We start from the raw sequence: 14,060 nt of genomic DNA, 5'->3' as shown, positions 1-14,060 counted from the left end.
AACGGGAGAAACACATGTCGAAGCTTTTGAGCCAGATGCCGCAGATGAGCCGCCGCCACATCCTGGGATCGGCGGGCCTGCTGGGCCTGTTCGCGGCGATGCCCGGCTATGCCCGCGCGATGGCGAGCGGGGATTTCAGCCTGATCCGCAAGCAGGTGGAAAATTATGTCGCGACCAAGAAAGTGGCCGGCATGCTGGTCTCGCTCGGCTTTGGCGCCCAGCCGGCGGCGCTGATCGGCGCGGGCAATCTGGCGCTCGACATCCCGACCCCGGTCGATGCGAATTCGCTGTGGCGCGTCTATTCGATGACCAAGCCGATCACCGGCATGGCCGCGATGATGCTGATCGAACAGGGCAAGCTCAAGCTCGACCAGCCGATCGCCGATTTCATCCCCGAATTCGCGAACATGAAGGTGCTGACCGATCCGGCCAAGAGCCTCGACGCGGTCCCGGCGAAGACGCTGATCACGCCGCGCCACCTGATGACGCACACGGCGGGCCTGGGCTATAACATCATCACCAAGGGGCCCTTGCTCGAGGAATATAACAAGCTTGGCATCAATCCCGCAGCGGTGAGCAAGACGCCGATCCCCGGCTTCCCGATGCCCGCGCCGACCCCATCTATCGACGAATTCGCGCGCCGTGTCGCCTCGCTGCCGCTGATCGCGGAACCCGGCACGGTGTGGAGCTATTCGATCGGACTCGACCTGCTCGGCTATGTCATCCAGGTCGCATCGGGCATGGAATTCGGCGCGTTCCTCAAGAAGAGCATGTTCGATCCGCTGGGCATGACGAGCAGCTATTTCACCGTGCCGCAGAGCGAAGTCGCGCGGCTCAGCACCAATTACGCGCCTTTTGCCGGCGCGCTGATCCCGATCGATCCAGCGCAGGACAGCATCTTCACCGTGCCGCCCGCCTTTCCGTTCGGCGGGGCAGGGCTGGTCACCAGCGCGGCGGATTATGACCGGTTCCTCGCCATGCTGGTCGGCAAGGGGCAGCTGAACGGCACCCGCATCATGTCCGAAGCGACCGCGCTGATGGGCATGTCCAACCTGTTGCCGCCCGGCGTGGAAACCAAGGGCACCATGGCCGACGGATCGGGCTTCGGCGCGGGTGGCCGCGTGGGGATCGGTACCGATACGAGCCCGATCGGCACCTATGGCTGGGGCGGTGCGGCCGGAACCGTGGCCTTTGTCGACCATGTCCGCGGCATTCGCGCGTCGGGCTATACCCAGTACATGCCGTCCGACACCTATCCCTTCCAGCGCGAGTTCCCCAAGATGGTGTACGAGCAGCTCAAGGCGATGGGCTGAGCGCGGGCCGGGGGCATCGTCATGAGTCTGTCGCTGATCGCCCCGGCACTGACCGGCAACCGCATCGACCGCGCCGACCAGGTGCGCGTCGATCCGGACCGGCTCGCCGGATACATGAACTGGAAGGCGAAGGTCCTCAGCCTCAATGGGCTCGAGCCAGAGGTGGATTTCGAAGGCCGTCTGGTCTGGCGGAGCCTCGCCGATGCCGCGCCCGACAGCGAGCTCATCTTCCTGGGCCTGATCGATGAGAAGGCGCATTTTGCCGAGCTGAAACGCGGCGAGCGTGGTTCGGGCCTCCACTATAATCCGCGCGTCTGGCAGATGCTCTCTGCGCTGCCCGCCGACGAACTGGCGCTCTATGGCGGTGCACGCACTCTGGTGGACTGGCATGCGCGGCACCGCTTCTGTTCGCTGTGCGGCGCGGCCAGCGCGATGAGCAAGGGCGGCTGGTCACGCACCTGCACCGGCTGCGGCGCGGAGCATTTTCCGCGCGTCGACCCGGTGACGATCATGCTCGCCGAATATCAGGGCAAGGTGCTGCTCGGCCGCCAGCCGCGCTTTCCGCCGCGCCGCTTTTCCGCGCTGGCCGGTTTCGTCGAGCCGGGCGAGGGCATCGAGGAAGCGGTCGCGCGCGAGCTCTGGGAAGAGGCGGGCGTCCGCGTGAGGAACGTGCGTTATGTCGCCAGCCAGCCCTGGCCGTTCCCGTCATCTCTGATGATCGCCTGCACCAGCGAAGCGCTGAGCGACGAACTGACGCTCGACACAACCGAGATCGAGGAAGCGGGCTGGTTCAGCGCCGCTGAGGTCCGCGCCGCGATGGCAGGCGACGAAAGCGCCCCCTTCATCGCACCACCGCCCTTCGCGATCGCGCATGATCTGCTGAAATACTATCTGTCGCAGCAATAGGGGCGGGGTTAGTGCTGGGGTCAGGGGCTCATCCGGTCGCGGCGCATCACGCCAGATATTGACGCGCCCTGCATCCGGTGGCATGTGCGCCCGACCACGCCACACGGCGCCAGGCGCGCGGGTATAGCTTAGTGGTAAAGCTCCAGCCTTCCAAGCTGGCTAGGCGGGTTCGATTCCCGCTACCCGCTCCAGCCCTTGTCGAAGTCGCTGAACCACCGCACCCCAGGGATTGCTGCGCACGCGGCCTGGTGGCAAGCAGGCGATACAGGATCGCGCCCGCCACGGCACGGCCATTTCGGACAGTGCGTGGATAACTATATTCAGGTGATGCACCGTTTTCGCCGCAGCCCGCGTCATGGGCCATGAGCCGACTGGGGCAGCAGTGCGTTGTGGAGCAGGTGCGGCCTTTGTCATTAGTTTTCTTAGAACCCGCTTGCTGGGCAGCGCCCGAGCAGTAAATCGTTGGCCCTGAATATCTGCAGATACGTGGATACTCAATTGCACAATAACTGTGGGCTTGCAGTCACCCAATAGGTTTTTCCTATGCGGATCATAGAATGATTTCTAATTTCGTTTTGCCAGTTATCGTGGAATATGGTCCAGTTCCTGCGTGCCGGGAGGGATTTCGTGCGGCTTGATATGGCGGCACAGGTTCCCGGTGTGCGCATTGGAGCAGATCCATGGTGATGCCCCGGTTTTGCCGGGTCGCAGCTGGAGCAATCCGGGGCATTATCCATCCCTCAGATGCACCTGTCTGCGCCGCATGATTTGTGTCTTCACTGCGGCTCACGCTGCCAGGTCGGGGCGAGCGAGGCCGGACACCAGACGTGCCAGGAAAAAGCAAAGGCTGACATGCACATCGAACCAGGCCTGTTCCCCGCCCTTGCCCGCACACGCCAGATTGCCATCCTGGCCGCCGATTGCTGAGCGGACGCGACATCATGCAGCATCGGATTCTGCTCGTTGCGGGCTTCTTTCCGCCTTATTCTCCGCTGGGTGCGGTGCGTGCCCCCATGCTGGCACGTTGGTGGTCGCAGCAAGGCCATGACGTCAGGGTCATTGCGCTCGAGAATCCGGCGGTTGCGGGACAGCTCGAGCACTGTCTGGCGCCCGAGGCCGTCCGCTACATTCCGTTCAGTCCCCCCGCGCCGGTGCTCCGCCAGGCTGCAGACAGCGCCAAGGTGCTGCTCGCTAAACCAGACAGCCGCATCAAGCCCCATATCGAGAGCTGCAAGACGCTGTATCGCCAGGTGGTCCACTTCCCCGACCGGTACCGCAAATGGATCAAGCCTGCCGTCGAGCATGCGGTGGCGATGGCAGGGCAATGGCAGCCGGACCTGATCTATTCCACTGCTCCGCCCCATTCCGGCCATGTCGTTGCCTGCCAGATTGCTCGGCGCTTGCGGTGCCCATGGGTGGCCGAGCTTCGCGACCTCTGGGCGGACAACCCCTATAATGACGGCCATCCCCTGTTCGAGCCGATCGCGCGTCGCTATGCCTGGACCACGCTGGCGAAGGCGGCGGGGCATGTGGCGCTCACCCGCGGCTCGGCCAAGCGTGTAGGCCGCGCGCTCGGTCGACCGGTGACGCTGAGCTATAACGGCTTCGGTGCAGACGATTTCGCCTCGCTCGACAATGTATCTGCGCATGATCCGCACCGGCTGACGCTGGTCCATGCCGGGATCATCTATGCCGGGCAGCGCGAACCGACCATGTTGCTGGCCGCACTTGCAAAGCTCGACGCTTCTGCACGGGCGCGAATTCGGGTGATCTTCTTTCACGATGAGGAATCGGCCGTGCTGTCGGGCGCTGCACATCACGGCGTTTCGGACTGTATCGAAATGCGCGACCCCGTTCCGCGCCCCGAAATCCTGAAGCTGGAGCGCGAGGCCGATGCGCTGCTGCTGTGTCGCTGGAACGATCCCGCCGAGGATGCGATCATCCCGGGAAAGCTGTTCGAATATATCGGTGCCCGCCGGCCGATCCTGTCGATCGGTTCGCTCACCGGCGAGGCCGCGGACATCGTGCGTGCAGGTCCGTTTGGCGTGGTGATGACCGATCCGGACGACATCGCGCGCCAACTTCTCGCCTGGCTGGCGCAGAAGGACGCCCATGGCGGCCGACTTCCGGACCTGCCGGAGGAGCCGACCCGCGCCTATCTTCGCGAAACCCAGTTCCAGCAGGTCGATGCGGCGATGGCCGACGTCCTGCGTTAGCCTGGATTTAAGTCGCCCGCCTTATGGACAAGACCATGCTTGCTTCGGTGAAGACCGCTGCCCGTCACGCTCTGGATTGCCGGCCCTGGGTAGCCGGGCATGGCGCCTATCTGCTGCATCAGGTGAGCGGCAGGGGTCCGATCGACGAGACCGGGGCACTGGACGATGCGGCGATGCGCGCTGCCGCCGGCTGGCTCGCCGCCGCGCAGGACAGCCAGAGCGATGGCGGCTTTTCCGGGCGGTACAAGCTGGCGAGCGGATGGTCGTCCAGCTATCCCGAAACCACGGGCTATATCATCCCCACGCTGCTGAAGCTGGCGGACCATTGGGGCGAGCCGCAATGGCGCGATCGTGCCGCGCGCGCCATCGACTTTCTGCTCGGCCTGCAACTGGCCGATGGAGCCTTTCCCGGAGGCGAGGTGCTCGAGAACCGCACCAGGCCATCGCCCTTCAACAGCGCGCAGATCCTGCATGGGCTGACCCATTGGGCGCGCAGCACCGGCGATGGCCGGACTGCCGCCGCCGCTGCCCGCTGCGCGGCGTGGCTGATGTCGGTGCAGGATGCGGATGGTGCCTATCGCCGCCATTTCTATCTCGATGTCGCTGCAACCTATGCCGCGCACCTGAGCTGCTGGCTCGCCGAATATGGCGATGCCTTTGGCGACAGCGCGGCGCTCGCCAGTGCGGAGCGGCACCTGGACTGGGTGCTCGCACGGCAGGACAAGGCGACAGGCTGGTTCGATCTGGCGGGCTTTACCGAGGACCAGCATCGCGACCGCAACGCCTATACCCACACCATCGCCTATACGGTGGCTGGCGTGCTGACGACCAGCCTGATCCTGAAGCGCGAGGACGGTATCGCCGCGGCGCGACAGGCCGCTGAAGGGATCATGCGCCGGCTGGAACTGTCGCGGCGGCTGCCTGGCGTGCTCGACTGGCGCTGGCGCGAGGTCGAACATCCGCAATGCCTGACCGGCAACGCCCAGATGGCATTGATCTGGTTTGCGCTGACGCGGCATGACGGTGACTGGCGCTTCGCCAATGCCGGGTTCAAGGCGCTCGATCTGGTCAAGCATGCGCAGCTTCGCGACAATGCGAACCCTGGCCTTGCGGGCGGAATCGGCGGATCTGACCCGGTCTGGGGCAGCTATATTCCCAAGGCCCTGCCCAATTGGGCCGCGAAATATTTCATCGACGGGCTGCTGGAGAAGCGCGGCCTTTTGCAGGAGGCCGCTTCGAACCCGTGAGGATTGCGCTGCTCACCCACCGGCACTCGCGCAAGGGCGCGGTGGTCGCCTCGGCGCTGGCGGCGCGCGGAATCCGGCCAGGCCTGATCGTCTGCGAGCAGCCCCAGATTGCGCCAGCCACAGCGCGGCTCCGCGCGCTGATCCTCGAGCGCGGGGCCCGGGCGCTCACTGACAAGCTGCTCTCCAGGCTGGGCGCCAGCTCCCGGGCGGAGCCGCCACAGTCGAGCGCATCGGGCCTTATGCTCGATGCGGCGGGCTGGGCGGAGCAGCACGCGATCGCACTTCTCGACCTGCCCGATCTCATTTCCGCCGCCTCGCTCGACCGGTTGCGTTCCGAAGCGATCGACCTGATGATCCATGCCGGCGCTGGCATCTTGCGCGCGCCGCTGCTCGGCATCCCGCGCCTGGGCGTGCTCAATGCGCATATGGGGGTGCTGCCGCGCTATCGCGGAATGAATGTCGCCGAATGGGCGGCCTGGGAGAAGGGGCCGCTGGGGGCCACGCTGCACTGGATCGATCCGGGTATAGATACGGGGCGGATCATCCGCATCGTCCCGGTGGCGCGCCAGGGCATCAGCAATATTGCTGCCCTGCGCAAGGCGGTGGACGAGGCGCAGACAGCCGCACTCGCCGACCTGGTCGCGCAGATGGTGGCGAGCGATCAGGCGCCTTCAGCCGAACCGCAGCGGCGCGAGGACGGCCGCCAGTATTTCACCATGCACCCGCAGATCGCCCGACTGCTCGAGCAGCGGCTGGCTCAATCGGCATAGACCGCGCACCAGCGGTCGAACATCGCGATGCCCCAGAGCTGTTCCAGCGCGCGCCGGTCGTTCCGGCAGGCGCGGGCGACGATCGGCTGCAGGCCCTCCAGCGATATCCAGTTGTGGAACTCGCGGCTGACCGGAACATAGCCGCGCGCATCGCGCAGCCGCTCGGCAAACCAGGGGAAGATCGGCAGCGGGAAGCCCCGCTTGGGCGCGTTCAGCACCGCATCGGGCAGGCGGGTGGCGACAAAATCGCGCAGCACCGCCTTGGTGCGAAACTGCCCGGGCGAACCGATCCGGGCCTCGATCGGGGTCGACTGGCACCATTCGACCAGCGGCAGGTGGAGAAAGGGCACGCGCGTTTCCAGCGAGGCTGCCATCGCCATCTTGTCGGCCTTCATCAGCAGGTCCTCGACCAGCCAGGTGCCGAAATCGGCCTGCTGGCTCTGCGCCAGCGGGTTCACGCAATCGGGCAGGCTGTACCAGCCCTGCACCAGATCGAAGCTGGGCACCATGTTCGGCCCACGCCAGAACGCGGCCTTTTCCGCATCGCTGATCGTCCAGCCGATATGCGCGGCCATGCCCCGGCGATAGGCCCCGGGCCCGCCTTCGGCCATGGCGCGGAAGATCGATGCCCGATCGGACGAAACCAGCCGCGCGGCCAGCCCCAGCAGCGGACGGGGCACATGACCATAGCGGCGCTCGACCTTGGCCAGGGTCGCAAGATCGGCTTGCCGGGTATAGCCCAGCAGCAGTTCGTCCGACCCTTCGCCCGACATTGCGACCTTTACATGGTCGCTGGCCTTGCGCGACAGCAGATACAGCGCGGCGCCGGTCGCATCGCCATAAGGCTCGTCAAAGGCGCGTACCACATCGTCCAGCGCGTCGAAATAATCGGCCTGCGCCATGCGGATCTCGTGGTGCCGGGTGCCGAAGCGCTCGGCCACGGCGCGGGCCAGCGGCAGTTCGTCATCGGCGCCAGCGCCATCGCCGCTGATCGAGAAGCTGTGCAGATCGCGATGGCCAAGCTCGCTGGCCGCAGCCACGATCGCCCCGGAATCGAGCCCGCCCGAAAGAAACGCGCCCACCGGCACGTCGGCGGCCACGATATGGCTGTCGACCGCAGCGAGGAACTGGTCGGCAAACTCGCGGGCATAATCGCGCCCCGGGTCAAAAGCTCCGGGGGTGAGATCGGCACGCCAATAGGTCTCTATGGTCTGACGGCCATCGGCAAGCTTGCGCCGAAGCAGCTGGCCGGGCCCCAGCTTGCCGATGCCGGCCCAGATGGTGCGGTCGGGCGCCATGAAGCGCAGCGAGAGATAATCCCACAGCGCCTGCGGATCGATCGCGGGGCGGCCGGGCAGGGCGGCCAGAATCGCCTTGATCTCGCTGGCGAACAGGAACTCGTCCTGATGCTCCGCGATATAGAGCGGCTTGATGCCGATCTGATCGCGCGCGAGGATGAGCTCGTCGCTGCGCGCATCGTGGATGGCCACCGCGAACATGCCGTTGAGGCGCGCAAAAGCCGCCGTCCCTTCGGCATGATAGAGATTCAGGATCACCTCGGTGTCCGAGCGCGTGTGGAAGGCATAGCCTTTCGCTTCGAGCTCGGCGCGCAATGCCTGGAAATTGTAGATCTCGCCGTTGAACACGATGGTGACGCCATCGGGGGTCTGCATCGGCTGGTGGCCGGTGCTCAGATCGATGATCGCCAGTCGCCGCATCGCCAGGGCCAGCCCGGGAGCGAGATGAACCCCCGCATCGTCGGGACCGCGATGCAGGATGGCGGCGTTCATGGCCCCAACCCGGCGGGCGAGCCTGTCAGGAGGGTCAGCGCAAATCAGTCCAACGATGCCGCACATGGCTTCGCGAATAGCGAACAATGGTTAGCAAAGCGCTATCCATTTGTCTGGGCGCGCGGGCTAGAGCAGTTTCCGCAGGCTGAAGCTGAACACGCGGCCCAGCGGATCGAGATAGGCCGACTGGTAGCTGAGGGGCACTGTGCCGGCAGCATCGCGCACTTGCGGACGGGTGTTGAACAGGTTGGTTATCCCGATCGATGCGCGCATGCCCTTGAGCCAGCGCGGTGCGGTTTCGCCTCCGAAGCGCTCGGCAAGGTTGGCGAACAGGGCGAGATTGACCACCGCCAGATCGTTGAAGCGCAGATCGCCTGCGACCGTGCCTGTCTCGGCAATGCGGGTGCCGCTTCGCCAGCTTGCGCTAAGCCGTGCGCCGAGCCCGCGCTTGAAGACACCGGCCTGAAGATCGATCTCATGACGGCGGCGGCCCCCCAGAAAATCGACCGCGCCATCCTCGAGCAGGTTGAGGACCGGCACGCCCGGGCGCAGCACGATTTCGTCCTCGAGATACCAGTTGTGGTAGAGGCTCACGAAGAAGCGGCTGGTGAGATTGGACGCGCCCTGAAAAGTGGCGCTTCCCGGCTGCGCGCGCACCATTTCCGCATTGGGGAACAGGCGCCGCGCCTCGGCCTCGCTGGTGACGACGCGGACTTGCGCATTACGCATGAATTCGGGCACCTCGCCGAGCGGACGGGTGAAGTTCACTCCCCAGCGCAGCTGCTGCTGGTGCGCGGCGGCAAAGTTGATGGGCCGTGAGTCGATCCGCAGCAATTGTCCGGTCGCGCTGCGTGCAAAGCGTTCGGGAAACGCGGCCTCGACCTGCGGGGTGACGATGGGAAAGGCGGCGATCGGATCGTCGATCCGGGTGCGGACATAATCGATGCTGAAGGTCAGGTCGGTGCTGGCGAGCGGACGCAGATTGAGGCCGAACCGGACAAGCTGCCGGTCATCGTTGCGCAGGGCCGCATTTCCGCCGGATATCCGGGTGAGATCGACAACCTCGCGCCGGGCGAAATCGAAGGTGCGCACATTCGGCGTCACCAGAACCGGGCCGCCCAGCTGTTCGAGGCTGGGTGCGCCCTCTTCGCGTGTCACCGATGCCACCAGGTCGATCCCCTTGGCGGGTGACCAGTTCAGACCGAAGCCATAGGTCCATAGCGATCCGGCGTCGGACAGGCGCTCGAACGCGGCATTGCCGTTCAGGGCGAGATGGCCGAGCGGCGAGGCCTTGCCACCGGCATCGCCCAGCAAGGGCAGGCCAAGATTGATCTGCGCAGCGCCGCGATCGCGCGCAAGGTCGGATCGGACGTCGTTTCCGGCAAATTCTGCCCGGCTCGAAAAGTCCCTGAACTCGGCCCCCAGACGCAGACTGGCGGTGAACGGCCCGGCCGGCAGCGTTGCAAGCGGGCCGGAGGCAAGCAGATCGACATTGGTCAGCGTGTCGGTGGATCGTGCGGCATCGCGGCGATTGCCGATGCCGGCCCGGTCGGTCTGGATCTCGGTCTTGCTGCGGTCGAAATTGCCGAGCGCCGACCATTGCCAGCGGCCGCTCCTGCCGCTGAACGTGGTGCCGACATGCACGAGCGAGCGGTCGCTTTCGCGCTGCAGCAGCCGCGCACCGTCCGTTCCGAGCAGACTGTCGTTGCGGCTGACATCGATCCGGCCATTGAGAGTCGCCGCCACATCGGACAGCACATGCCCGCTGACGACGCCGTTCACGCCGAAGCTCTCGGTCTCGGGCAGCAGGGTGCGCGCTGTCCCCAGGTCCGGCGCGGCGGCAAACTGGCGGATATCGCGCTGGCTTTCGAGCAGCTGGTCAGCGCGGCTGTAGCTTGCGCCCAGAGCGATCCGCGTGTCGCCTGCAAGCTTCAGGTAATCGGCATTCGCGATCCAGCTATCCGGTCCGCCTTCGCCCGGGACCAGCGCGCTGGCCTGGCCGACGCGCGACCGGAAGTTCGGGAAGGTAACGATGTTGACGACCTTCTGATCGGCCCGAAAGCCATATTGCAGTGCCACTTCCTCCGGAAAGATTTCCATGCGCTCGATGGCTTCGGCTGGGATACGCGCGATTTCCGCAAAGTCGGCAACCCTGCGCCCGTTCAGCAAGGTCACCGGCGCGCTGTCGCCGCGCCCCCGGTTGCTCGCCGTCTGCGATCCGATCGTGTCGAGCACGGCAGCGATGTTCTCCGCGCCGAGCGCCCGGATATCCAGCTGGTTGAAGGTCCGCTCGGGCGGGATATCGCTGTCAATGGCTCCGCGAGGGCGCTGCGAGGAGACGACAATCGGCTGCTTGTCGACCGGTTCTTTCGGAGAAGTCTGATCCGGCCCGCTGTCCTTGTCGGCCGCCGGCGGGACTAGGTCCTTCAACTGTTCCTGCAAGCGACGGGCAACCTCGGGAGGGACCGGTTTGCCATCGGCGCCCAGAATCCTGATCTGAGGCGTCGATGGCTCTGCGCCGTCCGGCCTCTTTTCTGCCTCCGCTTTCAATTGCTCCTCGATCTGGCGCAGCAACTCGGGTGGAAGCGACTTGCCGTCGCCACCCATGATGACAGGTTTGGATGGAGCCCCATCGCTGGGCGGTGCGCTCAGTGCGTCGCTCGCGCGGATCGGTTGCGCAGCGAGCGCGCCTGCCAGGGTGCAGACCCATAGGCCGAGAAGGGGTGTTGCAGGTGCTTTCATGTTGGTTCTCCGGCTTGCCAAAGCAGGAGCGAGGAAAAGCACTTCCGGTTAGCGCGATGATGGCCCGCGCGTAACCGGACCTGATACGCGAATGCTACAAAGCCGTGCTAGGAGCGCGGACATGGAGCCAATGACCGATTCCATGAGCAGCATCCTGGTCGTCGACGACGACGCAAGCATTCGCGACGCGATTGCCGATTTTCTCGGTGCGCATGGCTATGCGGTGCGTGCCGCTGCCAATGCCGCTGGCTGCGACCGGGCGCTGGGCGAGGCAGCGGCCGATCTCATAATCCTGGATGTGATGATGCCGGGCGAGGACGGGCTTTCGCTGTGCCGCCGCCTGGGCGGCGGGGACATCCCGATCCTGATGCTGAGCGCGCTGGACGCGGTGACCGATCGGATCGTCGGGCTGGAAGTCGGCGCGTGGGATTACATGACCAAGCCCTTCGAGCCGCGCGAACTGCTGGCGCGGGTGCGGGCATTGTTGCGCCGGCCGTCTGCCGATCGGTCGGACCAGGCCCAAACGGCCCAGGGGCTGACCTTTGCCGGCTGGTGGCTCGATATAGAGGAGCGGCGTCTGCGCGACCCGGCAGGTCGGGCCCTGGTGCTGACCGAAGGCGAGCACGCGCTGCTCGCGGCCTTTGTGCGTCGCCCGGGGCGCATCCTCAGCCGCGATACGCTGCTCGATCTGACCCGGGGGATCGATTCGGCGCCTTATGACCGCGCGATCGATATTGCGGTCAGCCGCTTGCGGCGCAAGCTGGCCGAGGCCGATCAGACCGCGCTGATCGAAACCGTGCGCGGCGTCGGGTACCGTTTCGTCCCGGCGGTACGCCCGGCATGAAGCGGGCACCCAGCGCGCTGGTGGCCATCGGGGGCTTCGGGGTCGCGGTAGCCGCGCTCAGCGTCGCCACCACGGCCGCGATCGTGCTCGCGGCTCCGCCACCACCTTCGATCCGCATGACGGCGATCGATGCGATCTCGGCCCTACGCCAGCCGGTCGACGGCTTCGAACGCAGGGTGGATCGCGATCCACCGGCAGGCACCCGCATCTCCATGGTCGAGGTGCTGATCGCGTCGCGCTTGGGCAAGCCCGCCCGCGATGTGCGCGTGACGCGTCTCGAAAGCGCAGAGCCGGTATCGATCCGGTTCCAGATGGTGCCTCGACCCTCCCAGGCACCGAACACGACAACTCGTCTGCCGTCCCCGTTCCTGCTGCGTCAGAGCCGGATGGGAACGATCGAGATCGTGGAGCCTGCTGCGATCGATGGCGCATTGAGCGCTGCCCTGCTCGCGATGCCGCTGCCGGCCTATACCGCCAGCGTGCGCCAGGCCGACGGGCGCTGGCTGGTGATCGAGCCGGTTCAGCCTTTTCTGGGCGGTTGGCAGCGCAGCATTCTGATCGCGCTTGCGGTCAGCCTGTTGCTGCTTGCGCCGCTGGCCTGGATCTTTGCGCGGCGGCTGACCCGTCCGTTTCGTGCGCTGGCGGGCGCGCTCGAGGATGATGCGGCGCAGATCCCCAGAGAAGGGCCTCGCGAATTGCGCGAAGCGGCGACGGCCATCGCCGCGATGCAGAGCCGCCTTGCCATGGAAGCTGCGGAGCGCGCCAGGATGCTGACCGCGATAGCGCATGACCTGCGCACGCCGCTTACCGGTCTGCGCCTTCGCATCGAGTCCGCGCCAGAGCCGCAGCGCGCGCGCATGGTGGCGGATGTCGAGCGCATGCAGGCCATGATCGACGAAGTCCTCGCCTTTGCCCGCGATGCCGCTGCGCCCGCAGAGATCGTGGATGTCCGCGCGCTGCTCGCAGGCATCGTGGAGGAAATGTCGCAACCTGCCGCGCCGGTACGGCTGCTGGCGGGCGACAATCCCACAGTCCGGGTGCCTGAACCCGCCTTCCGACGCGCGATCGAGAACCTGATCCGCAATGCCATCGATTATGCAGGCGGCGGCGCCATCGCATTGGAACAGGACGAGCGCCAGGTGCGGATATCGGTCCGCGACCATGGTCCGGGCATCCCGGCAAGCGATCGGGAGCGGCTCATGCGCCCGTTCGAGCGCGGCGATGCATCGCGCAACCGGGGAACAGGCGGGGCAGGCCTCGGCCTCAGCATCGTGCGCGACTTCGTGGCGCAGAATCGCGGCGATTTCAGCCTGTCCGATGCGCCGGGCGGCGGTGCGATCGCGACCCTGAGCCTACCGCGTGCCTGAAAGGGTTGGGGCCCATCGAAAGCCGACGATGTGCCCCATATTGGGAATTGCCTTTGCAAACAGCCGAGCTAACCTCGAGCAAGTTTTTTGGGGGAGTCGCGGGATGACGAAGCTTCGATCCGCAGCAGCAATGCTGGGCATGCTATTCCTGGCGGGGGCACCAGCGATGGCGCAGACGGCCGAAGAGCTGGTGGCGAAGAATCTCGCGGCACGGGGCGGTGCCGCCGCTCTCGATGCCATCGAGTCAGTGAAGTTCGACGGCACCGTCATCTTTCCCGGCGACTTCCAGCTGACCTATGAGGAGGTCCGTACCAGAGGCGGGGACGTCCGCGTCGATATGGCCCTGCAGGGGCTGACCCTGGTGCAGGGCTGGGACGGCAGGACCGGCTGGCGGATCAACCCGTTCGAAGGGCGCAAGGACGCCGAGCGGATGAGCGATGACGAGGCCCGATCGCTTGCCGATACTGGATCGATCCGCGGGCCCCTGCAAAGGGCGGCCTCGCTGGGATCGACCGTCACCTATCTGGGCCGCGAGGATTTCGACGGCACCAACGCCTACAAGCTCAAGGTGACCGAAAAGGATGGCGACGAGTTCGTCTATCTGCTCGATCCCGACACCATGCTCGAAGTGAAGATGATCGAAACGCGCAGGATCCGTGGCGCGCAACAGGTCTTCGAATATGAATTCGGCGACTATGAAAAGGTGGCCGGGGTCTATTTCCCGATGTCGGTCGAAAGCTGGGCGGCGGGGCAGGGCAACAACCGCCAGCGCACGATCATTGCCTCGCGCACGGCCAACGTGCCTGCGCCTGCCAGCCTTTTCGCTCTGCCCGCCAGCCCGGCCGCCGCGCCGAAGGGGAACTGA

Annotated in this window: 10 protein-coding genes and 1 tRNA gene; 9 read left to right on the top strand and 2 right to left on the bottom strand. The window is 65.8% G+C overall.

Going from position 1 to position 14,060, the window contains the following annotated elements; genetic code table 11:
- The first annotated feature begins 14 nt into the window (after window positions 1–14).
- The 6 genes from FG486_RS03350 to FG486_RS18105 all read left to right on the top strand — a co-directional run bounded on the left by FG486_RS03350 (window position 15) and on the right by FG486_RS18105 (window position 6,452).
- Window positions 15–1,313, top strand: a complete 1,299-nt coding sequence (locus FG486_RS03350; protein ID WP_181266441.1) for a serine hydrolase domain-containing protein — start codon at window positions 15–17, stop codon at window positions 1,311–1,313.
- A 21-nt stretch (window positions 1,314–1,334) separates the two neighbouring features.
- Window positions 1,335–2,219: an NAD(+) diphosphatase gene (gene nudC / locus FG486_RS03345; protein WP_181266440.1), complete on the top strand. Its 885-nt coding sequence runs from the start codon at window positions 1,335–1,337 to the stop codon at window positions 2,217–2,219.
- Between the two features lie 117 nt (window positions 2,220–2,336).
- Window positions 2,337–2,410, top strand: a tRNA-Gly gene (locus tag FG486_RS03340).
- A 750-nt stretch (window positions 2,411–3,160) separates the two neighbouring features.
- A complete protein-coding gene (locus FG486_RS03335) occupies window positions 3,161–4,435 on the top strand; it encodes a glycosyltransferase (protein WP_181266439.1) in 1,275 nt (424 codons plus the stop codon).
- A 35-nt stretch (window positions 4,436–4,470) separates the two neighbouring features.
- Window positions 4,471–5,682: a prenyltransferase/squalene oxidase repeat-containing protein gene (locus tag FG486_RS03330; protein WP_181266438.1), complete on the top strand. Its 1,212-nt coding sequence runs from the start codon at window positions 4,471–4,473 to the stop codon at window positions 5,680–5,682.
- Window positions 5,679–6,452 carry a formyltransferase family protein gene (locus tag FG486_RS18105; RefSeq protein WP_206678363.1) on the top strand — a complete coding sequence of 258 codons (774 nt, stop codon included), beginning with the start codon at window positions 5,679–5,681 and terminating at the stop codon, window positions 6,450–6,452. Before FG486_RS03330 ends, FG486_RS18105 begins: the two co-directional genes overlap by 4 nt.
- Here FG486_RS18105 and asnB read toward each other — a convergent pair.
- Window positions 6,440–8,308 carry an asparagine synthase (glutamine-hydrolyzing) gene (gene asnB / locus FG486_RS03320; protein WP_181266437.1) on the bottom strand — a complete coding sequence of 623 codons (1,869 nt, stop codon included), beginning with the start codon at window positions 8,306–8,308 and terminating at the stop codon, window positions 6,440–6,442. The genes FG486_RS18105 and asnB overlap by 13 nt on opposite strands.
- Window positions 8,309–8,368: 60 nt before the next feature.
- A complete protein-coding gene (locus FG486_RS03315; RefSeq protein WP_181266436.1) occupies window positions 8,369–10,984 on the bottom strand; it encodes a TonB-dependent receptor domain-containing protein in 2,616 nt (871 codons plus the stop codon).
- A gap of 142 nt (window positions 10,985–11,126) precedes the next feature.
- Here FG486_RS03315 and FG486_RS03310 point away from each other — a divergent pair, with 142 nt between their 5' ends.
- The 3 genes from FG486_RS03310 to FG486_RS03300 all read left to right on the top strand — a co-directional run bounded on the left by FG486_RS03310 (window position 11,127) and on the right by FG486_RS03300 (window position 14,060).
- Window positions 11,127–11,828, top strand: coding sequence for a response regulator (locus FG486_RS03310; protein ID WP_241695568.1), 702 nt, complete (start codon window positions 11,127–11,129; stop codon window positions 11,826–11,828).
- Complete coding sequence (locus tag FG486_RS03305; RefSeq protein WP_181266434.1) at window positions 11,825–13,195, top strand: sensor histidine kinase; 1,371 nt, start codon at window positions 11,825–11,827, stop codon at window positions 13,193–13,195. The genes FG486_RS03310 and FG486_RS03305 overlap by 4 nt, the downstream gene beginning before the upstream one ends.
- 166 nt (window positions 13,196–13,361) lie before the next feature.
- A complete protein-coding gene (locus FG486_RS03300) occupies window positions 13,362–14,060 on the top strand; it encodes a LolA-like protein (RefSeq protein ID WP_181266433.1) in 699 nt (232 codons plus the stop codon).

The organism is Blastomonas ursincola (assembly GCF_013607875.1).
Lineage (GTDB): Bacteria > Pseudomonadota > Alphaproteobacteria > Sphingomonadales > Sphingomonadaceae > Blastomonas > Blastomonas ursincola.
The sequence above is the reverse complement of the archived record's forward strand: the minus strand, read 5'-3'. Positions and strand labels throughout refer to the sequence as shown.